This is a genomic window from Pseudomonas sp. S3_E10, assembly GCF_054667615.1.
Map to the genome: position 1 here is coordinate 4,022,342 of NZ_CP162743.1, position 20,134 is coordinate 4,042,475.

The 20,134-nt window shown below is 63.0% G+C and carries 16 protein-coding genes; 1 reads left to right on the top strand and 15 read right to left on the bottom strand.

The genetic code is table 11. The features are described from left to right. Window positions 1–14: 14 nt before the first annotated feature. The 10 genes from AB4N98_RS18370 to AB4N98_RS18415 are packed head-to-tail and all read right to left on the bottom strand — an operon-like array spanning window position 15 to window position 12,012. The gene (locus AB4N98_RS18370) at window positions 15–845 is read right to left on the bottom strand and encodes an outer membrane lipoprotein-sorting protein (RefSeq protein WP_017529207.1); all 831 of its coding nucleotides are present in this window, start codon (window positions 843–845) and stop codon (window positions 15–17) included. 36 nt (window positions 846–881) lie between these two features. Next, complete coding sequence (locus tag AB4N98_RS18375) at window positions 882–2,165, bottom strand: DUF1302 family protein (RefSeq protein WP_460148856.1); 1,284 nt, start codon at window positions 2,163–2,165, stop codon at window positions 882–884. Between the two features lie 2 nt (window positions 2,166–2,167). Beyond that, the gene (locus tag AB4N98_RS18380) at window positions 2,168–2,932 is read right to left on the bottom strand and encodes an SDR family NAD(P)-dependent oxidoreductase (RefSeq protein WP_116079226.1); all 765 of its coding nucleotides are present in this window, start codon (window positions 2,930–2,932) and stop codon (window positions 2,168–2,170) included. After that, window positions 2,929–3,666: a 3-oxoacyl-ACP reductase family protein gene (locus AB4N98_RS18385; RefSeq protein WP_017529204.1), complete on the bottom strand. Its 738-nt coding sequence runs from the start codon at window positions 3,664–3,666 to the stop codon at window positions 2,929–2,931. Before AB4N98_RS18385 ends, AB4N98_RS18380 begins: the two co-directional genes overlap by 4 nt. Window positions 3,667–3,675: 9 nt before the next feature. Beyond that, the gene (locus AB4N98_RS18390) at window positions 3,676–6,543 is read right to left on the bottom strand and encodes an aminotransferase class III-fold pyridoxal phosphate-dependent enzyme (protein ID WP_137220232.1); all 2,868 of its coding nucleotides are present in this window, start codon (window positions 6,541–6,543) and stop codon (window positions 3,676–3,678) included. A 42-nt stretch (window positions 6,544–6,585) separates the two neighbouring features. Beyond that, a complete protein-coding gene (locus AB4N98_RS18395) occupies window positions 6,586–7,797 on the bottom strand; it encodes a beta-ketoacyl synthase N-terminal-like domain-containing protein (protein WP_065876964.1) in 1,212 nt (403 codons plus the stop codon). Next, window positions 7,794–9,092, bottom strand: a complete 1,299-nt coding sequence (locus AB4N98_RS18400) for a beta-ketoacyl-[acyl-carrier-protein] synthase family protein (RefSeq protein WP_135196407.1) — start codon at window positions 9,090–9,092, stop codon at window positions 7,794–7,796. The genes AB4N98_RS18395 and AB4N98_RS18400 overlap by 4 nt, the downstream gene beginning before the upstream one ends. Further along, window positions 9,089–10,156, bottom strand: coding sequence for a beta-ketoacyl-[acyl-carrier-protein] synthase family protein (locus AB4N98_RS18405; protein ID WP_065876963.1), 1,068 nt, complete (start codon window positions 10,154–10,156; stop codon window positions 9,089–9,091). The genes AB4N98_RS18400 and AB4N98_RS18405 overlap by 4 nt, the downstream gene beginning before the upstream one ends. A gap of 1 nt (window position 10,157) precedes the next feature. Further along, window positions 10,158–11,432, bottom strand: a complete 1,275-nt coding sequence (locus AB4N98_RS18410; protein WP_017529199.1) for a beta-ketoacyl-[acyl-carrier-protein] synthase family protein — start codon at window positions 11,430–11,432, stop codon at window positions 10,158–10,160. A gap of 10 nt (window positions 11,433–11,442) precedes the next feature. After that, complete coding sequence (locus AB4N98_RS18415) at window positions 11,443–12,012, bottom strand: acyl carrier protein (RefSeq protein WP_026067366.1); 570 nt, start codon at window positions 12,010–12,012, stop codon at window positions 11,443–11,445. Between the two features lie 324 nt (window positions 12,013–12,336). Between AB4N98_RS18415 and nadA the strand changes: the two genes are divergently transcribed. Then, window positions 12,337–13,395, top strand: coding sequence for a quinolinate synthase NadA (gene nadA / locus AB4N98_RS18420; RefSeq protein WP_017529197.1), 1,059 nt, complete (start codon window positions 12,337–12,339; stop codon window positions 13,393–13,395). 76 nt (window positions 13,396–13,471) lie between these two features. Here nadA and AB4N98_RS18425 read toward each other — a convergent pair whose 3' ends face one another. The 5 genes from AB4N98_RS18425 to gcvP all read right to left on the bottom strand — a co-directional run bounded on the left by AB4N98_RS18425 (window position 13,472) and on the right by gcvP (window position 20,132). After that, window positions 13,472–13,960: an RDD family protein gene (locus AB4N98_RS18425; RefSeq protein WP_068937278.1), complete on the bottom strand. Its 489-nt coding sequence runs from the start codon at window positions 13,958–13,960 to the stop codon at window positions 13,472–13,474. A gap of 95 nt (window positions 13,961–14,055) precedes the next feature. Further along, the gene (locus AB4N98_RS18430; protein WP_003227496.1) at window positions 14,056–14,268 is read right to left on the bottom strand and encodes a cold-shock protein; all 213 of its coding nucleotides are present in this window, start codon (window positions 14,266–14,268) and stop codon (window positions 14,056–14,058) included. Window positions 14,269–14,656: 388 nt separating this feature from the next. Then, window positions 14,657–15,781, bottom strand: a complete 1,125-nt coding sequence (gene gcvT, locus AB4N98_RS18435; RefSeq protein WP_065876961.1) for a glycine cleavage system aminomethyltransferase GcvT — start codon at window positions 15,779–15,781, stop codon at window positions 14,657–14,659. 39 nt (window positions 15,782–15,820) lie between these two features. Further along, the gene (locus AB4N98_RS18440) at window positions 15,821–17,197 is read right to left on the bottom strand and encodes an L-serine ammonia-lyase (RefSeq protein ID WP_017529194.1); all 1,377 of its coding nucleotides are present in this window, start codon (window positions 17,195–17,197) and stop codon (window positions 15,821–15,823) included. A gap of 97 nt (window positions 17,198–17,294) precedes the next feature. Then, window positions 17,295–20,132 carry an aminomethyl-transferring glycine dehydrogenase gene (gene gcvP, locus AB4N98_RS18445; RefSeq protein WP_135196406.1) on the bottom strand — a complete coding sequence of 946 codons (2,838 nt, stop codon included), beginning with the start codon at window positions 20,130–20,132 and terminating at the stop codon, window positions 17,295–17,297. Between the last annotated feature and the right edge of the window lie 2 nt (window positions 20,133–20,134).

The following is a 20,134-nucleotide window of genomic DNA, read 5'->3' on the forward strand; positions in this document are numbered from 1 at the left end:
GGCAGGCGCAGGAGTCAGCGGGCGGAGACGGCAAATTCCGGCAGGTCACCGGTTTTGAGGCCGCGCTTGATCGCGGTCTGGTTGAACAGCCAGTCGTCCAGTTCAACGTTGTATTGCAACTGGTTGAAGCGCAGCTGGGAGCGGGTGCCGGCGATGAAGTCTTCGGTCTCGCTGAGGGTGATGCTGTCGATGTGGTCGACGGTCTCGACTCTGAGCGTACGCATCTGCTTGAACATCACGCCTTTGACGTCGAAGAAATCCTGGCGCATGACCAGCTTGTTCTGCTTGTCGATCCACACCTTGAGCTGGTTGTAGCCGGTCTTGGCCAGAATCTGCGCGGACACCGGGGTGCGTTCGATGACGTAGCATTCGCGCCCGCCCAGGGTCTCTTCGCCCACCAGCGTCTGGCGGTAGTCCTCGGCGCGGATCTTGTCCAGGTCTGCGTAGGAGTAATCACTGCCCATAAACGCGCCGCGCTTGTCGGTGGTCGAGATCCGGCGGGTCTGACGGCTGACCGGCAAATACATCCACTGGCTGTCTTCGGCATTCAGGGCTTCGTGGGGGTTTTCGATGTGGAAGGCCACGTTGCGCACATCGTTGGGCGCCGAGAAGTACATGGTGAATTTGTCACTGTCCGCGTAATCCTTTTGCAGGTAGCTGAACTCGCGCACACGGCTGTTGCCTTGCTTGTCGAGCAGGATCAACGAGACCTGCGACATAAAACTCTTGCCGTCATTGCGGTCGCGGGCCTGGCGAATGATGTCGTCGGCGTTCGGCGCGGCCAGCGCAAGCGTGCTGGTGAACATCAGCAGGCTGGTGGTCAGGACCTTGAGGGGCGGCAACATAGAAATTTCCTTTTCTTTAAGTGGTTTTATCGAAGGTCAGAACAAATAACCGGCCGACACGCGCAGTTGGTCGCGTTGGCTGTATTGGCCAAACGTGCGGTCTTGTTTGCCAAAAAACACATCCACCTCCAGCCCCAGCTTCAGCCAGTCCACGGGGGTGTAGGTGAAAATGCCTTGCAGCAAGGCGTCGTCTTTGGCCGGCGGGGACATTGCCAGCACCAGCCTGGATTTGAGCCGGTCACGCAGGTGGGTGCCCTCGGCGGACAAGGTGAACAACGGCTGGCGTTTGTCCTGCACCATGCCGGCCTGCCAGTCCAGCAATTGCTGCTCTTGCCATTGCACCGAGATCAGCCAGTTGCGCAGCAGGTAGTCCACCCCCAGCAACGACTTGATCATCGGGCTCTGGCTGCTGCCCTGGGCGCGGTAGGGGTTGGTGACGTGCCAGCGATCGAAGTAAGCCACCTCGCTGCGCACCACGATACTGTGGCCGGCGTCGATCGCCAGGCCGGCGCCGCCCATGCTGTAGCGAGGGAACTGGCGCTTGAGGATCACGCGCTGGTCGTCGGCGATGCCCTCGACCGCATACACCGGGTCTTGCTGGCGTGCATTGAGGGCGACAAAACTGGCGTCTACCGCGCCGATCCGGCCGTTGGCGCTCAACCCATACGAAAATCCCTTCTGCCCGCTGTAGTCGGGCTTTGAGCCGACCACGAACGTGTCCGGGGCCGGTGCGGCGAACAGCGGCGCGTCGAATTCGCTGCCCGTGGCCGGCGCCTGGTTTTTCAGGAAGTCGGTGATCCACAAGGCTTCCACTTCCCACTCGCCCACGGGTTGGGTCAGGCGCACCATCGGCACGGCGATGCGGCTGTCTTCGAGCAAGGCCGTCACCCCTTCGCGATAGTCGATGGGGTTGACCTGGTCCAGCACCCGCAACTCATCGGCGCGCCCCCACACCACTTGCTGCCAGCCCACCGTGACCTCACCGTCACCCAGGTAATGGCCCCAGTACAGGTGGCGCCAGTCGGCACTGAAGCGATAGTCCTCGCGTGCCGCCTGGCTATAGGGGGTATGCCCGTCATAGCGTGCGTCGTAGCGAACCCGGCCCTTGGCCTTGTAGTAACCGCTGTCCCAGTTGTCTTCCAGATTGGCCTTGAAATACACCGCCTTCTGCGTGACCGGGTCATCACCGTGCAAGCGCAATGCGCTGGCCAGGCCCACTTCCGCATCGGCATGCGCCGGCAGCAGGTCCGCGCCGGCCAGTTGCGGCGCCAGCGCGACCAGGCCCAGCAGCAGGCTGCGCGTGAGCAATGCTGTGTTCATGGCTACATCCCCAACCCGGCGCCGCCATCGATCATCAGGCTCTGCGCCGTGACCCCGCTGGCTGCGGGGCTGACCAGGTAACCCACCATGGCGGCGACTTCGTCGGCTTGGATGAAACGGCGCAATGGCAGCTTTTTCTTGGCATTGCGCAGGATCTGCTCCTGGCTCATCCCGGTAATGCCGGCTTGCGTCGCCAGCTCGCCTTGCAGCATCGGCGTATCGATCCAGGCCGGTAAAATGGCGTTCACGGTGATCCGGCGCGGCGCCAGGTCCAACGCCAGTGCCTTGGTCATGCCGATAATGCCGTGCTTGGAGGCACAGTAAGCGGTGTTGCGAACCTTGCCGATGCGGCCCAGGATCGACGACAAATTGATGATTCGCCCGCGATCCGCCAGCAGCGGCAGGCACAACGAGGTGACATAAAAGGTGCCGTTCAGATTGACCGAAATCACCTTGTGCCAGTTATCCAGGTCCTCCGGTTCATTCTCGTTGCACACGCCGGCGCTGTTGACCAGCACGTCGATGTAACCCAGGCGTGCCGACAGGTCGTTGAACAAAGCCTGCACGCAGGCCAGGTCGGCGATATCGACGCCATGGGTTTCGATGCTTGCGGCAAACGCCCCGGCGCCCACCCAGCTTTGCAACTGCGCCAGGTCACGATCCACCAGGATCAGGCGATGGGCCGGGTCGTTGGCGAAGTGCTCCGCCACCGCGCGACCGATACCGTTGGCGGCGCCGGAAATCAAAAACGTTCGAGATGCATTCATGGCATTTTCAGCCCGCCGTTGACCGACAGTACTTCACCGGTCACATACGTTGCGCGTTCGGCCAGGTACAGCACGGCCTCGGCGATGTCAGCCGGCAAGGCAAAACGCTTGATCAACAGGCGTGATTGCACTTCTTGCGCGTGGAGGTCGAGCAAGGCTGCGGTCATGTCGGTGCTGACGATACCCGGCGCTACCGCGTTGACGCGGATATTGCGCGGCGCCAGTTCCACCGCCAGGGCGCGAGTCAGCGCCTCCACGCCGCCTTTGGCGGCGGCGTAGCTGCTTTGACCCTTGCCAGGTTTTTGCGCGGCTACCGAGCTCAAGTTGATGATGCAACCCTGGCGCTGGCGCATCATGCCGGGCATCACCTGCCGGCAGCAGAGCAGGGTGCCTATCAGGTTGGTCTGGATCACTTCACTGATCGCCTCGACCGAGAGTGTCGCCAACAGGCCATCGCGGGTAATCCCAGCGTTGTTGACCAGCAGGTCTATGCGCTCGAAGCGCTGTTCAACCTGTGCGAAAAAAGCCGTGATGCTGTGGGCGTCGCCGACATCGCACTGCGCCGTGAAACACGCGCGGCCCATCTTTTCGACGTCATCGCGCACCGCCTGGGCCGCCGCTTCGTCACGCACATAGCTGAAGGCAACCTGGTAACCGGCCTCGGCCAGTGCCAGGACGACCGCTTTGCCGATGCCGCGACTGCCTCCGGTGACTACCGCTGTTTTGAGGTTCATGGCCGTTCCTTAGAGTGAGTTGTGGGTCTTGAACTGCGCCAGGCCAAAACCGTGGATCGCCGCCAGGGCGCGGATCTGCTGCACTTGTTCGCGGCTGATGTCGCCGTAGGAGTAATGCTTGGTGATCCCCGCCAGCCCCATCAGCACCGACTCGGCCATGCAGGCATACAACTGGCCCTGTTTCAGATAGGCCCGCACATTCGGCGCCAGGCCATCGTTGAAAGGCGTCTGCACAATGCCGCCATGCATGTACAGCACGTCGCTGCGCTGGGCGCTTATCGCTTGGTCCACGTTCAAGGGCACGGCGATGTCGCAGATCACGCTGTGTTCGGCAAAATGCCCGGCGTCGAGAAACGGCTGCGCCGCGTTTGCCGCACACAGCACGATGCGTGCGCGCTTGAGGGCTTGCAGGTCATCGGTAACGGTGATGAAGGCGTTGGCGCCCAGGCGCTCCTGCACCAGGCGCGAGACCTGCAACCCCAACTGCGGGCTGCTGCCGTATTCCTGCAGCAATGCATGGATACCGTCGATCTGGAGCAGGCGCCGCGCCAGCAGGTCGTCGTTGGCCGTGCCCTTGAGTATCGAGCGCGCAGCGTCGGCGTAGATCAGTTGGGCGGTTTTTTCCAGGCGGCGTACCGAGCCATCACGACCGCTGCCAATCAGGATCAAATGGTCGACGGCGACGGACAGCAAAGAGGCGTAGGTCGACGCCACGTTACCGGCCGCACCGACCACGGCTGCCGTTTGCGCATGCAGCGCCAGGCCCTGTTGCTTGCAACCTTGCTCGATGGCCTCCAGGCCCATGCCGATGGTCAGGGCGTTGCCGGAGGTGAGCGCCATGTCCGGGATTTTCAGGGCCTGGCAATTGTTAGTCACGATGGAGGTGTACATTCCCAAGCCGGCGACGCGGTAGCCGTCGGCGCGGGCGTCGAGGACGCGATTGCCGACTTCTGTGCGAATCACCTCCAGGTCGCCGCTGATGATGTAGTCCGCCATGGCATTGGAGTCCATGCTCAGCGGGTACAAGGTGAACTCCACCGCCATGCCCAACTGCGAGCGAATCACCACGGGGCCCACGGGCGCGGCACGGCGCTCCGGTGCGGTGCGTTGCATGAACACGCGCTTTTGCTCGGCGCTCAGTTGGCTCAAGGACGGGTCGACATCACCGAGAATGTCGGCATCGATCAAGTGGTTGATAAAGGCCACGCGCGCGACGATAGGCGTGTCCTGCGTGGCATGGGCAGCGGCGGCGACCTGGAAGCCGGTGTCACGCGGGGCGATCACCGGGATCAAGTCACTGCAGACGGTGGCGGCCAGCGGGAAGGCGTCCCCGCGTTGCAGCATGTCGCAGACTGTTTGCAACGCGCCGATCAGCCCGTCGATCTCCGCAAAGGTGATGCATGCGGGCGGTTCCAGGCGGATCACATTGGAGTTGCTGCCCGAAGGCGCCACGCGCAGGGCTTGGAACTGCAACAGGTAGCCGGCGATCAGGTAACCCAACGCATCGTTGTACTGGGCCGATGCCTGCACCAGTGAGCTGTTGCCGCTTTGGTCGTGCAGTTCAATGCCCAGCAACAGGCCACGGCCCCGGACATCGGCGATGACCTCGGGGTACGCCGCTTGCAATTCAAGCAATGACGACTTGAGGTATTCGCCCTTGTTGTGCACGTCCTTGAGCATCGCATGGTCATCGGCGAACAGGCGATTGAGCGCCGCCAGGGCGATATGGCACGAGGCGTCGTCTTCGGCGAAGGTCGAGCTGTGGATATAGCTGAAGTCTTTTTCATAGTGGCTGCTGCGGATCACCGTGGCCGCGATCTTCATCAAGCCGCCGCCCAGCGCCTTGGACAGGCAGTAGTAATCGCCTTGCAGGTTGAAATGACTGCTGGCCAGGAAGGTGCCCGTACGCCCGAAACCCGACTGCACTTCGTCGATGATCAGCGGGCATTGCTGCTCGTTACACAGGCGGCGCAACGCCCGGTAAAAATCAGCCGGGAACTCGATGATGCCGCCTTCCCCCTGGATCGGCTCCATCAGCACGCCGGTGATCGCGCTGAATGCATCGCGCTTGACCAGCAGTTGGTCTGCGCTCCATTGCACGCTCAGCCAATGTCGGGTGTGGCGCGCCGGCAGTTCCTGGAGTTGGTGGGGCTGCTGCGGGTCGATGAACTCCACGTTCAAGCCAAAGCGCGCGAACGGCTGGCGATATTGCCGGCCATGCGTCAGTTGCACCGTGTTGACCAACTTACCGTGGAAGCTGCCGCGCAACGCGACGAACACCGGCTCTATGTGCAACTCGGCGAGGTTGTGCTGGCGCACGGCCTCAACCACCTGGCGTACCGTGGCGCTGGTCAGGTGGGCGGGCAGCAGGCCCGCCGGCAGGTCGAGGTCGGCCACGTCCACTTCACGGTAGGCGCGGTCGCTGGCGCTCAGTTGCGCCAGGTCGAAGTCCAGTTCGTCGAACCGGCGTTGCAGGTTTTTCTGGCGGCGAAACTCGGCATGCTTGACGGCAATTTCCACCGCCTCGGCGCCGCTGTTGGAAAAAGTCGAAATGTACGCTTCGCTGTTCTTCAATTCGCGGTTGAAGGCTTCGCTCAGCGCACGCCCCAAGGTTCCGGCCGTGCCGCGGATCGACATCTGCGCGTTAAACGGCACGTCGGCGCGCAGCAACGTGCAGAGTTGGTCGACAAACCCTGGGTCGTTGTGGCCGAACAAGGCGGCGCCATAGCCGCCGAGAAAATCGGTGACGGTGACTTCGTCACCCTGGCGGTTGCGGTAGAACAATTGGCTGCCCAGCGCGCGCTGGAACTCGCACTCCAGCCCCAGGGCCTGGAGCAAGTCGACAAACTTGGGGCGCACAAAATCACGGTAATCCATTACATCCATGTCCTTTAAAAGAGGAGGGTGTCGTCAAGAACGTCAGGCGTTGTCGGCCCGCTCGCTGTAGGTCAAGTGGTAACAAGCACTGAAACCGTTGTCGTCCTGGTTGAGGACCAGGCAGTCGACGAGTTTTGTCGAATGGGCGGCCCCCATCGCAAAGGGCAGGTCCGCGGCCACCGGTTGGCGCAACCCGGCAATCGGCGGCACGCACTGGGCGCGCAGGGCGCAGCGGGCGAGGATCAGGTCCGCCAGGCTGGGGGCCGCGCTGAGCAGGCCGGTTACCGCCACGCCGCTGGTAATGTGGGCGGCGCCGGTTCGGGCCAGGGTGTGGCTCAACCGCCGGTCTTTGTCGGGCTGGCCGGTAGCGCCGCACACCAGCAAATCGGCTTGCCGGTCAGGCAGGTTCAACGCTTCGACCGCCACATCGGCGGTCATTGTTTGCAGGCATACCTGGGCTTCATCGCCAAGCTCTACGCGCCGGCGCAACACCAAGGCCGCCGCGCCTTCGCCGGCGATACCGCCAGTGCCTTGCGCATCGAAAGGCAGCAGGGTGTGGGCGCCGTCGGCGCTGATCGTGCCGGCCTGCACCAGAGCGCTGAGTGCCAATGCATCGAGTTCGCTGCCCGCGCCGACGATGATGGCCACGTCGATGCGCCCGCTCTGCAAGGCGGCGCAGGCCTCACGCAATGCCGCGAGGTTGCCGCTGACGCCCTGCATGTAGGCGTTGCATTCGCATTCAAGCTTGAGCGCCAGGCTGGTCACGCCCAACAGAATGTTGCTCAGGCCTTTGAGCACCAGGAACGGGTCCTGCGCCCGCTCCTGCAAGATGCGTCGGGCCAGGTGGCGCATGTCGGCGCCTTCGGCTTGACGACAGTCGTGGAGCAACTCGCCGTAGGACGCCAGCGACGGATGGGTATACCCGCCCTGGCAGCAATAAAGACCGTAGGTCAGGTCGTCGGTGCCCGGGTTCAGATTGGCCTCGGCCAATGCCTGGCGTACCGCGCTGACGCCCCAGATGACGGCGGGCGTGCAGTAACGTTGCAGGTTTTGGGCAAGGTCCTGACGGCTGCGTTGGTGGTCGTCATAGTGGACCTGGCCGAAGGCTGTGACCCGTTCACTGTGAAACTGCAACGAGCGCAGCGGCTTGATCCCGCTGCGCGACTCGCAGGCCGCCGACCAGAACGCATCCACGCCCCAACCGCTGGCCAGTACGCAGCCGCTGCCGGCGATCGCGATGGGTACGCCGCTCATTGTGCGTGCTCCTGGTATTTACCCAGCACCAGGCAGGTATTGAGCCCGCCAAAACCGAATGAGTTGCTCAGTGCCACATCGACGCGGCGGTTCACCGTTTGATGGGCGCAGTAATCCAGGTCGCAGTCGTCGGCGGCATCGTGCAGGTTGAGGGTCGGGGTAATCCGGTCGTGCTTGCAGGCCAGTGCTGTGACGATCAACTCGGGCGCGCCGGCGGCTGCGATCAAGTGGCCGAACTGGGATTTGTTGGCGCTGACCGCCAGCCGTCGATAGTGCTCGCCTTGGGCGAACACTGACTTGATGGCGAGGGTTTCGGCCGCATCGTTGAGCGGGGTGGAGGTGCCGTGGGCATTGATCAGGTCCACCTGTTGCGGGCGGATGCCGGCGTCGTCCAGGGCGGTCTGCATCGCGAGGGCGGCGCCCCGGCCCTGCGGGTCGGGCGCAGTGACTTTGTAGCCGTCCAGGCTGCTGCCAAAACCCAGCACTTCGGCATAGGGCACGGCGCCACGGGCGAGGGCGCGCTCCAGGGGTTCGAGCACTACAAAGCCGCCGCCTTCGCCGGCCACCAGGCCGCTACGGTGGCGATCAAATGGCCGGCAAAGCCCGGTGCCCCAGCGTTGTTCGCTGCTCGCGGCACCCAACAGGTACAGCGCGGTCATGGTGTCCAGGCTCAGCACCGAATCGGCGCCGCCGGCGATAGCGACCTCGACTTCACCCCGGCGGATCATCTGGAAGGCATTGCCGATGGCCTGGGAGGCCCCCGCGCAGGCGCTGCTGATATTGACCACCGGGCCTTCGCAACCGATGTCATCGGCAATCACCCGCGCCAGGCGGTCGTTGCTCTGGCGCAGCGAGTGGTCGGCATCGACCTGGTCGACCCTGGCCATCAAATGGCGCCACGCCGGTGGCGCATCCCGCTCGCTGGAGACGGTGAGCAGCATGTCCTGGATGCTGTGGGCCGGGGCGCCGGACGCACACAGTACCGCGGCATCGCGCAGTTGCTCGCGGGTCAGGCCACTGTCGGTAATGGCTTGGCTGGCCGCCACCCAACCCAATCGGCTGCGTTTTTCCAGGGGCATTTGCCAGGCGCGATGGCCTTGCAGGTAGTCGGGCAGCAGGCGGCTGTCCACGGCGGCGGCATAGCGTACCGGGAACGTCCCGTCCGCCACGCCTTCGGGTTGCCAGGGGCGGATGCAGTGCTCCCCGCGCAGCATCTGCGCCCACATCGATTGCCATTCGAAACCGAAGCCGGTCACGGCACCCATGCCGGTTATCACAATCCTTGGTGGGCTCATGCCTGTTTCTCCGTGGTTTCGTTGGCCAGTAATACGGCGCCCCAATGGCCTGCGCGGCTGTGATCGAGCAGCAGGGTGTAGCCATCGGCGTGATCGTGAAGCGCCAGGGCGATCTCGGTCAGCAAGGCGCTGGCCCCCAAGTCGCCAGTCATATGCCGGCTGCTGTGGAAAATCGCCTGGGTGTCTGCGAACAGAAGAGGCAGGAACGGCGTACCTGGCGCGGCGACAATCCGTGCGACGTCGCGCATGCCGAGTTTTTCCCTGGCTAATGTTTGCTGGACGACTCGCTGCGCCACGGCGCTCGACCGTTCGGGCGAGGCGCTGTAGCCACGGGCGAACCCGGCAATGCGCAATGCATGTGTGCCGTTTGCCGGTGGGCGCGAGGTCAGCAACAGCGCTGCCGCGCCTTCGCCGTAAAGGCTCGCGTCTGCCTGAGGCGGGCTTTGTGTGCTGTCGCGCAGATACAGCGCAGGCGAGAGGTTCGGGCTACTGCTGACCACGACACCCGCATCGGCACGATCACCGGCGATCTGTTCAACCGCTTCGATCAGCGCATCGATCCCGGCATTGCTCTGTGAGCAGAAACCGCCCATGGGGCCGTGGCAATGCAGGGCTTCGGCCACGTAGGCCATGACGCTGCTGTTGAGCATCATCAGCGCATGCAGCGGCGGGGTATGCGCAAACAGTTGCGCGAGCAGCGCATCCGGTTGTTCGGCGATGGCCTGCACGGCCTCCCAACAGGAGCTGGGGCCATCCACTTCCGGAATGGCGGCCATCAGCGCAACCCGCTCGCCGGCGAGGTGCAAGTTATTCAGCGGGCCGGCCATACGACCGGCGCAATACAGCAGCCTGGCGCCCTGCGGTTCGACATTGCGTTGAATCTTGCGGTCGAACACCGTGGTCGGCAAACGCGGTACGGTCACTGGATAGGCCAACGGGCCTGGGGGGAAATCCAACACGTGGGCGACCGGCGCCGAGCCATGTAAGTCGGCGCACTCACTACCGGCGCTGTTGAACACGGATGCGGCGACCAGGTAGACGGGTTTTGCTTGAAGGCTGTTCATCTCATGCGTTTCCCAACACCAGCGAACTGTTGACGCCACCAAAACCGAACGAATTGGACAGCACCACCTTGATGGGCTGTTGCTGTGCTTCGGTCAGGAAGTTCAACTCAGGGAACTCGGCATTTGCCGGGTCATAGTTAAGGGTGGGCAACGCCACGCCTTGCTGCAGGGTCATCAATGACAACACCGCCTCGATGGCGCCGCTGGCCGCCAGCGAGTGGCCAATCGCCGATTTGTTGGCGGTAAACGTCATCGTGCTTGCGGCCGCGCCGAACACACGCTCGATGGCCAGTGCTTCACTGCGATCGTTCGCCTGGGTCGAGGTGCCATGGGTATTGACGTGGTCCACGGCGTCGCGGCTCAGGCCGGCACTGGCAAGGGCGGCGTTCATGCAGTGGGCGTAGTGGCTGCCATCGCGGCTGCTGGAGGTGATCTTCTGTGCTTCGCAATAATTGGCGTAGCCCAAGACCCGGCCGAGGGCGCGGGCCTTGCGTCGTTCGGCATGTTCCCTGGACTCGAGCACGAGCATCGCCGCGCCTTCGCCGAGGACGAACCCGCAGCGGTCATTCATGAACGGGCGACTCTGTTGCTCGGGTGCGAGGTCGGCACGCTGGCAAATCGCACCCAGGCCGTCGAAGCTGTAGTAGGACAATTCGTGGGCCATCAACTCGACGGCGCCGCAGATGGCCACGTCGATGTCGCCGCGCGCGATGGCGCGAAACGCGCTGCCGATCGCCATGGTTCCGGCCGCGCAGGCGTCGGAGTGGGTGCTGATATGGTCGCGAATGCCGAGCAGGCGGGCGATGTGGACCGTCTGCTGGTCGATCCGCCGAGCGAATGGGCCACCCACCAGGGTGTGGTTGTCCAGGTAGCGATCCAGGTCGACGCTGCCGGTGGCGTCCATATGGCGACTGGCTTCTTGCAGGTCACGGCTCACGCAATGCTTGTTGGCGCCGAGGAACACGCCGCTGGCCACGCGGGAAAAATCGGCGGCAACCAGGCCTGCCTGCTGCAGCGCCTGCCGGGCGACGAACTCGGCGAGCAGGCTCTGGCGCGGTAGCGTTGTTGCATCCACCGCCACCTGCGCGGCCATGGCCTGCCACTGCGCGTGGTCGATATAACCGGCGGCGCTCACCGCGAAGCCCAGTTCGGCAAACACCGGATGTTGACGGATACACGAACGCTTGCCACGGATGTGTGCAAACAGCGTTGCAGCATCCAGTGCCGTGGGGGCTACCAGCCCGTAGCCCGTGACTAAAACCTCTCGCGGCCCCATGAGCAAACTCCTAGACCGCTTGCGGCAAACGCGACGCGGCAAATTGCTCCACCAGGTGGCGAGAAATTTCATCGCCCTCCATCGGCGTCAAGCGCGCACTGCAACCGCAACACACGACTTGGCTACGCTCATTGAGACGGGCCTGGTCGGCGGCACACTCGGGGCAGGTCGCGGGCAAGTAGTTGAACATGCGGTAGCACTGCTCGGCCCAGTTGCGCACGGTCGTGGCCGCGAACACATCCGCCGGCTGCATGCCGCTGCGCAACTGTCCGGGGGTAAACGCGCTCAGGCTGTGTTCCAGAAGCTCCACGCCGGCCTGCGTGATGCGGCCTTTCTCGACCAGCCCGCTGACATCGCCAAACACCGCGACCGCATGGTCGAGTACGCTGGTCTTGGGCAGCGTGCAGCCGTAGTGGCGGCCGAGCTGAAAACTCAGGTCGACGATATCCAGCGAGTCGGCACTCAGGTCTTCCACGATGCTGCTGTGCTCATTTACATCGGCGGCATCCATCACCAGTAGCTGTGCGAGGATTTCGCGGGTGGTGGTAATGACGCTGTCCAAGTCCAATGGATTGTTCAAAGGTTATGTCCCTATAACGCGTAAATGAGAGGGGTGTGAGCAGTGACCCTGACGGGATTTGCTTGAGGTGTTTTTGAAGGCGGGGGAGCGTAAACCCTCCTGCGAGGGGGAGAGTCAATGTGCCATTATTTTTTTTTGCTGAGCAGGCGCAGGTGTCATGGCCAGATTAGGCTTTTGAATCCATTCGATATTCTGTAGCCTTGCGCAGCTTCACCTTTACCCGTGCTTGATGAACACGATCACTTCGTCCGGCGGCGCCCGAAGGGCTCCAGAGCCGGTGGTAAACTCGACTTTCGCGCAACTGCGCCTGCAGGTCTTGCGAATATGACGCACATTTCCGAACGCCTACTGGTTCAAGCCCATCTCGACGCCAAGCAGCCCAAGGCCCTCAGCGCCGACGAAGAGGCGAGCCTGCGCGCCGCCATCGCCGCCGAGCTCAAGGCTCAGGACGCGGTGCTGGTGGCCCACTTCTATTGCGACCCGGTGATTCAGGCCCTGGCCGAAGAAACCGGCGGCTGTGTCTCCGACTCCCTGGAAATGGCCCGCTTCGGCGCCGCCCACCCGGCCAAGACCGTACTGGTCGCCGGCGTGCGTTTCATGGGTGAGACCGCCAAGATCCTCACACCCGACAAACGCATCCTCATGCCCACTCTGGAAGCCACGTGCTCGCTGGACCTGGGCTGCCCGGTGGATGAGTTTTCGGCATTCTGCGACCAGCATCCCGAGCGCACCGTGGTGGTCTACGCCAACACCTCGGCTGCGGTCAAAGCCCGGGCCGACTGGGTGGTGACCTCCAGCTGCGCGCTGGAAATCGTCGAAAGCCTGATGGACAACGGCGAGACCATCATCTGGGGCCCGGACAAACACCTGGGCACTTATATCCAGCGCCAGACCGGTGCCGACATGTTGCTGTGGGACGGTGCGTGCATCGTGCACGAAGAGTTCAAGTCCAAGCAGTTGGAAGACATGAAGGCGCTGTACCCGGATGCGGCCATTCTGGTGCATCCCGAATCCCCGACCTCGGTGATCGAGCTCGCCGATGCGGTGGGCTCCACCAGCCAGTTGATCGCTGCGGCGCAACGCTTACCGAACAAGACCTTCATCGTGGCGACCGACCGCGGCATCTTCTACAAGATGCAGCAGCTCTGCCCGGACAAGGTTTTCGTGGAAGCGCCTACGGCGGGCAACGGTGCTGCGTGCCGCAGTTGCGCGCATTGCCCGTGGATGGCGATGAACACGCTGGAGCGCACGTTGCAGTGCCTGCGTGAGGGCAGCAATGAGATCTTCGTCGAACCGTCGGTGATCCCGCATGCCGTGCGGCCGCTCAAGCGCATGCTGGACTTTACCCAGGCCGCACGTCTGAAGCTGGCCGGCAACGCCTGAGCCGAGACGGGCTCGGTCAAACCGGTGGGCAGGGGTGCAAGCCCCCTCCCACCGGTTGATTTCCATTGGGCAGGGGTTACTTCTTTTGCTTTGGGACGCGCACCAGTTGCGTGTCCGAATAGATGTCATGCCAGCTGCGTTTGTGCTTATCAAACAGCGACCAGATAAACCCCAACCCCACGCACAGCCACGACGCAATCGACACCACAAAGCGCAACAGTGCCTGCCACAGGCTGATGCGTGAGCCGTCGGCGTTCTGCACGCGTACCCCCCACACCTGCATGCCCAAGGTCTGACCCGAGTGGGTCCAGAACTTGGCGAAGAAGCCAAACAGCACGAACAACAGAATCGTCGACAGCAGCGGATCGCCGTCCAAGGCGCCGGACTCGGTGAGGGTGCGCATCCTGGCTTCGCCGACGAACGCGATCCATACCAGCTTGTAGATAAACGCGGTGACGATCAGCAGTGCGGTGCACAGCAGCAAATCATAGAACATCGCTGCCAGGCGACGGCCCAGGCCAACGGCGGGAAATTCGCCTTGGGGGCTCAGCAGGGGTTTGGACATGGCAGGGCTCTCTGGAGAAAACACGCAGTTTACGGAATCGCGCCCATAAAAAAGCCCCTGATGTCATATCAGGGGCTTTTTGTCGCAGGTAGAGATCAGGCTTCCGCTTGTACTTCGTCAGCCTGCATGCCTTTTTGGCCTTGCACGGCAACGAAGGTCACTTTCTGGCCTTCTTTCAGGCTCTTGAAACCGTTGCCCTGGATAGCGCGGAAATGCACGAACAGATCCGGACCGCTTTCTGGCGTGATAAAACCAAACCCTTTCTCGTCGTTGAACCATTTAACGGTACCGCTCTGACGTGTAGACATTGTCTTCTTTCCTTTGACACTAAAATTAATGACAGCCCCTTTCACATGAAAGAGTACTGGGCTGGGTTGCAGGAAAGTAAGAGACGTCGAACGGGTTGTAGCGCAACTACTTCAGCTACTGCCCAGGTCCAGGTTCCAAGCGACCCATGCAAACACAGTGGGCAAACTCTACGCCAACTAATATGAAAAAAACAAGCCCCGCCAAACCCCAGGTTTTGCTCGGTTTCATGAGACTGGGTTGAATAATATGGAACGGACTTATTCGATAGAGTTAGTCACTTGTTATAGGGAAAACCCTATAACAATGACTATCGCTACTGCACTGTTTTATGGCGGTTGCGTTACAGATTAGTGCACGTTAACGCAACCGCGTTACTTATAGGAACAGTCAGCCACGGAAGTAACGTTGCGGCACGAATGGCATTTTACTTACACGAAGAGGCACCTTTTTCCCACGCACCAACGCAGCGACTTCGGTATCCAAGGCGGTGAATGCGCTGTCCAGGTAGCCCATGGCAAGCGGGCCGCCCAGGCTCGGACCAAAGCCGCCGCTGCACACGCTGCCGATCACCGTGCCATGTTCGTCGACGATTTCCGCGCCCTCCCGCACGGGCGTGCGCTCTTGCGGCAGCAGGCCCACGCGCTTGCGGCCGACGCCGGCTTGCTGCTGGGTGAAGATCCGGTCGGCGCCAGGGAAACCGCCGGCACGCGCCCCGTCGGCACGGCGCGCCTTGGAGATTGCCCACAACAGGCTGGCTTCGATCGGCGTGGTGTCGGTGTTCATGTCGTGGCCGTACAGGCACAGGCCAGCTTCAAGGCGCAGCGAGTCGCGGGCGCCCAGGCCGATGGCCTGTACTTCGGTCTCGGCCAGCAGGCTGCGGGCCAGGCTTTCGGCGCTGGCGGCAGGCACGGAGATCTCAAAACCGTCTTCGCCGGTGTAACCCGAGCGGCTCACGTAGCAGTCCACGCCCAGCAGACGCAACGCGGCGAACTGCATGAACGTCATCTTGCTGACCTCCGGCGCCAGGCGCGCCAGCACCTTCACCGCCAACGGGCCTTGCAGGGCCAGCAGCGCGCGCTCTTCGAACAGCGGCTCGATGGTGCATTGGTCGCCAATGTGCTTGCGCAGGTGTGCCAGGTCCTGATCCTTGCAGGCGGCGTTGACCACCAGGAACAGCTCATCGTTACCCAGGTTGGCGACCATCAGGTCATCGAGGATGCCGCCTTGTTCGTTGGTGAACATGGCGTAGCGCTGCATGCCCACCGGCAGGTCGAGAATGTCGACAGGCACCAGGGTTTCCAAGGCTTTGGCGGCGTTGGCGCCGGTCAGGCGGATCTGGCCCATGTGGGACACGTCGAACAACCCGGCCTGCTCACGGGTGTGTTGGTGTTCCTTCATCACGCCCAGCGGGTACTGCACCGGCATGTCGTAGCCGGCGAAGGGCACCATGCGTGCGCCCAACTCGAGGTGCAGAGCGTGCAAGGGGGTTTTCAACAGGGTTTCGGTGGACATGTTCAGCTCCTGAAAAACGTGCCGGCGCGCCTTGAGGCGTCAGCACTCGATAATGTTGACCGCCAAACCGCCACGGGCGGTTTCCTTGTATTTGCTTTTCATATCGGCGCCGGTCTGGCGCATGGTGCGGATGACCTTGTCGAGGGATACGAAGTGCTGCCCATCCCCGCGCAAGGCCATGCGCACTGCATTGATCGCCTTGACCGAACCCATCGCGTTGCGCTCGATGCAGGGCACCTGCACCAGCCCGCCTATCGGGTCGCAGGTCAGGCCCAGGTTGTGTTCCATGCCGATTTCGGCGGCGTTTTCCACTTGGGACACGCTGCCGCCCAACACCTCGCACAAGGCGCCCGCGGCCATGGAACAGGCCACGCCGACTTCGCCCTGGCAGCCGACTTCGGCACCCGAGATCGAGGCGTTTTCCTTGTACAAAATACCGATGGCGGCGGCGGTGAGCAGGAAACGCACCACGCCGTCTTCGTTCGCACCTGGGATAAAGCGCATGTAGTAATGCAGTACCGCCGGGATGATTCCCGCCGCACCGTTGGTAGGCGCCGTGACCACGCGGCCGCCGTTGGCGTTTTCTTCGTTGACGGCCAGGGCGTACAGGTTGACCCAGTCGAGCACCGATAATGGATCGCGCAGCGCCGACTCCGGGTTCTTGCATAACTGGCGATGCAGGGCCGCCGCGCGCCGCTTGACCTTCAAGCCCCCCGGCAAGATCCCTTCATTGCGGCAGCCCGCATCTACGCAGTCCTGCATCACTTGCCAGATGTTCAACAGGCCGCTACGGGTTTGCGCTTCCGGGCGCCACGCACTTTCGTTGGTCAGCATCACCTGGCTGATGGACAGCCCGTAAGTAGTGCAATGGCCGAGCAAGTCTTTGGCGTGCTTGAACGGGAAGGTCAGGGGCGTGGCGTCCTCGACAATCCGGTCGGCGCCGGCGGCGTCTTCGTCGACCACAAACCCACCGCCGACCGAGTAGTACTCGCGGCTGCGGACCTGGATACCCGCGCCATCGAAGGCACGGAAAATCATGCCGTTGGGGTGGTAGGCGAGGGGTTTGCGGATCATCGCCAGGTGTTCTTTCTCGTTGAACGCAATGCTGTGTTCGCCGAGCAGGTTCAAGCGGCCGCTGCTGCGCATCGCCAGGAGGCGCGCGGCGACGGTTTCAGTGTTTACGGTGTCCGGGTGTTCGCCTTCCAGGCCGAGCAGCACGGCCTTGTCGCTGCCGTGGCCTTTGCCGGTGGCGCCCAGCGACCCGTAGAGTTCCACCTTGATGCCGGTGGTGGCGCTCAACAGGTTGTCGCGCTTGAGGCCCTCGACAAAACGAGCGGCGGCGCGCATAGGGCCGACGGTGTGGGAACTGGAGGGGCCGATGCCAATCTTGAACAGGTCGAACACGCTTAACGACATGGTTGTTCTCCGGTTTCTTATTATTTTTGAGATCGTACTCGGTCAAGTGTGGGAGGGGGCAAGCCCCCTCCCACATTTGATCGAGTTGACCCTTGAGTTAGGCGTAGCTCTCGATCGATGGGCATGCGCAGACGAGGTTGCGATCGCCGAACACGTTGTCGACCCGGCCCACCGGCGGCCAGTACTTGCGTTCGACCAGCGACGCAACCGGGTACACCGCTTGCTCACGGCTGTACGGGTGGCTCCATTCGCCTACCAGTTCGGCGGCGGTATGCGGCGCGTTCTTGAGTGGGTTGTCGTCCTTGTCCAGGGTGCCGTTTTCCACCGCGCGGATCTCTTCGCGAATGGCGACCATTGCGTCGCAGAAGCGGTCCAGTTCTTCCTTGGACTCACTTTCGGTCGGCTCGATCATCAGCGTGCCCGCCACCGGGAACGACATGGTCGGTGCGTGGAAGCCGAAGTCGATCAGGCGCTTGGCCACGTCATCCACGCTGATGCCGCTGCTGTCCTTGAGCGGGCGCAGGTCGAGGATGCATTCATGCGCCACCAGGCCGTTGCTGCCGGTGTAAAGCACCGGGTAGTGCTCTTCGAGGCGACGGGAAATGTAGTTGGCATTCAGGATCGCCAACTGCGAAGCGCGCTTGAGGCCCGCGCCGCCCATCATGCTGATGTACATCCAGGTGATCGGCAAAATGCTCGCGCTGCCGAACGGTGCGGCGCACACCGCGCCCTCCTTGCGTTGCATGGCCGCATGGCCTGGCAGGAACGGCGCCAGATGCGACTTGACGCCGATCGGGCCAACGCCCGGGCCGCCACCGCCGTGGGGAATGCAGAAGGTCTTGTGCAGGTTGAGGTGGGATACATCGCCGCCGAACTTGCCCGGTGCGCAGAGGCCGACCATCGCGTTCATGTTGGCGCCATCGATGTACACCTGGCCGCCGTGGTCGTGGATGATCGCGCAGATCTCGCGGATGCCTTCCTCGAACACGCCGTGGGTGGACGGATAGGTGATCATCAGCGCGGCGAGGTGTTCGCGATGCTCGATGGCCTTGGCGCGCAGGTCTTCGATGTCGACGTTGCCACGCGCGTCGCATGCGGTCACCACCACACGCATGCCGGCCATGTTGGCGGTGGCCGGGTTGGTGCCGTGGGCCGACGATGGGATCAGGCAGATGTCGCGACGTTCTTCGCCACGGCTGTGGTGATAGGCACGAATGGCCAGCAGGCCGGCGTATTCACCCTGGGAACCGGCGTTCGGCTGCAGGGAGATCGCGTCGTAACCGGTGGCCGCGCAGAGCATGGCTTCCAGGTCGGAGGTCAGTTGCTGGTAACCGGCGCTTTGCTCGGCGGGGGCGAACGGGTGCAGGGCACCGAATTCGGCCCAGGTCACCGGGATCATTTCGCTGGCGGCGTTGAGCTTCATGGTGCAGGAGCCCAGCGGGATCATGGTGCGGTCCAGCGCCAGGTCTTTGTCCGCCAGCTTGCGCAGGTAGCGCATCAGCTCGGTTTCCGAGTGGTAGCGGTTGAACACCGGGTGGCTGAGGATCGGCGACTGGCGCAGCAGCGCGGCCGGCAAGGTGCTTTCAGTGTGGGCGAAAACCGGCAGGGCCTTGCCGTCGGCGAAGATCGCCCACAGGGTTTCGATATCGGCCTGGGTGGTGGTTTCGTCCACCGACAGGCCGACACGCTCGGCATCCACCACACGCAGGTTGATGCGCTGGGCGCGGGCCTTGTCGTGCAGGGCCGCGGTGTGGGCGCCGGTGTTGAGGGTGAGGGTGTCGAAGAAGTGTGCTTGTTCGACCTTCAGGCCCAGGGCGGTCAAGCCCTTCGCCAGGATTGCCGTCAGCTGATGAATACGCTGGGCGATCTGGGTCAAGCCTTCAGGCCCGTGATACACGGCGTACATGCTGGCGATATTGGCGAGCAGCACTTGGGCGGTGCAGATGTTGCTGGTGGCTTTCTCGCGGCGGATATGTTGCTCGCGGGTCTGCATGGCCAGGCGCAGGGCCGGCTTGCCGAAACGGTCGACGGACACACCGACCAGGCGGCCCGGCATGTCGCGCTTGAACGCATCCTTGGTGGAGAAGTACGCCGCGTGCGGGCCACCAAAGCCCAGCGGCACGCCGAAGCGTTGCGCGCTGCCGATGGCCACGTCGGCGCCGAACTCACCCGGTGGGGTCAGCAGGGTCAGGGCCAGCAGGTCGGCGGCCACGGCCACCAGGGCGTTGGCGGCGTGGAAGCGTTCGGTCAGCTCGCGGTAGTCGAACACGTCACCGTTGCTCGCCGGGTATTGCAGCAGGGCGCCGAAAAAGGCGCTCACGTCGCTCAACTCGCGCTCATCGCCCACCACTACATCGATGCCCAGCGGCTCGGCACGCGTGCGCAGCACATCGAGGGTTTGCGGGTGGCTGTGTACGGAGGCGAAGAACGCGTTGCTGCTTTTGTTCTTGCTCAGGCGCTTGCAGAAGGTCATGGCCTCGGCGGCGGCGGTGGCTTCATCGAGCAAGGATGCGTTGGCGATCGGCAGGCCGGTGAGGTCGCTGATCAGGGTCTGGAAGTTCAGCAGCGCTTCCAGGCGGCCTTGGGAAATCTCCGGCTGGTAGGGGGTGTAGGCGGTGTACCAGGCCGGGTTTTCCAGTAGGTTGCGCAGGATCGGCGACGGTGTGTGGCAGTTGTAGTAGCCCTGCCCGATGTAGGTCTTGAACAGTTGGTTCTGGCTGGCGATAGCCTTGATCTTGGCCAGCGCCTCGGCTTCGCTCAGGCCGTCTTCGAGGCCGAGCACACTGGTGCCCTTGATGCTTTCCGGGATCACGCTGGCGCTCAAGGCTTCGAGGGAATCAAAGCCCAGGCTTGCGAGCATCTGCTGCTCGTCTGCCTGGCGCGGGCCGATGTGGCGGGCGATGAATTCGTTGGCGGTGCTCAAATTAATACTCATGG

What these genes read in the sequence shown, in the direction of transcription:
- AB4N98_RS18370 (WP_017529207.1), bottom strand. Translation starts at nt 845, where the DNA reads ATGTTGCCGCCCCTCAAGGTCCTGACCACCAGCCTGCTGATGTTCACC.
- AB4N98_RS18375 (WP_460148856.1), bottom strand. Translation starts at nt 2,165, where the DNA reads ATGAACACAGCATTGCTCACGCGCAGCCTGCTGCTGGGCCTGGTCGCG.
- AB4N98_RS18380 (WP_116079226.1), bottom strand. Translation starts at nt 2,932, where the DNA reads ATGAATGCATCTCGAACGTTTTTGATTTCCGGCGCCGCCAACGGTATC.
- AB4N98_RS18385 (WP_017529204.1), bottom strand. Translation starts at nt 3,666, where the DNA reads ATGAACCTCAAAACAGCGGTAGTCACCGGAGGCAGTCGCGGCATCGGC.
- AB4N98_RS18390 (WP_137220232.1), bottom strand. Translation starts at nt 6,543, where the DNA reads ATGGATTACCGTGATTTTGTGCGCCCCAAGTTTGTCGACTTGCTCCAG.
- AB4N98_RS18395 (WP_065876964.1), bottom strand. Translation starts at nt 7,797, where the DNA reads ATGAGCGGCGTACCCATCGCGATCGCCGGCAGCGGCTGCGTACTGGCC.
- AB4N98_RS18400 (WP_135196407.1), bottom strand. Translation starts at nt 9,092, where the DNA reads ATGAGCCCACCAAGGATTGTGATAACCGGCATGGGTGCCGTGACCGGC.
- AB4N98_RS18405 (WP_065876963.1), bottom strand. Translation starts at nt 10,156, where the DNA reads ATGAACAGCCTTCAAGCAAAACCCGTCTACCTGGTCGCCGCATCCGTG.
- AB4N98_RS18410 (WP_017529199.1), bottom strand. Translation starts at nt 11,432, where the DNA reads ATGGGGCCGCGAGAGGTTTTAGTCACGGGCTACGGGCTGGTAGCCCCC.
- nadA (WP_017529197.1), top strand. Translation starts at nt 12,337, where the DNA reads ATGACGCACATTTCCGAACGCCTACTGGTTCAAGCCCATCTCGACGCC.
- AB4N98_RS18425 (WP_068937278.1), bottom strand. Translation starts at nt 13,960, where the DNA reads ATGTCCAAACCCCTGCTGAGCCCCCAAGGCGAATTTCCCGCCGTTGGC.
- AB4N98_RS18430 (WP_003227496.1), bottom strand. Translation starts at nt 14,268, where the DNA reads ATGTCTACACGTCAGAGCGGTACCGTTAAATGGTTCAACGACGAGAAA.
- gcvT (WP_065876961.1), bottom strand. Translation starts at nt 15,781, where the DNA reads ATGTCCACCGAAACCCTGTTGAAAACCCCCTTGCACGCTCTGCACCTC.
- AB4N98_RS18440 (WP_017529194.1), bottom strand. Translation starts at nt 17,197, where the DNA reads ATGTCGTTAAGCGTGTTCGACCTGTTCAAGATTGGCATCGGCCCCTCC.
- gcvP (WP_135196406.1), bottom strand. Translation starts at nt 20,132, where the DNA reads ATGAGTATTAATTTGAGCACCGCCAACGAATTCATCGCCCGCCACATC.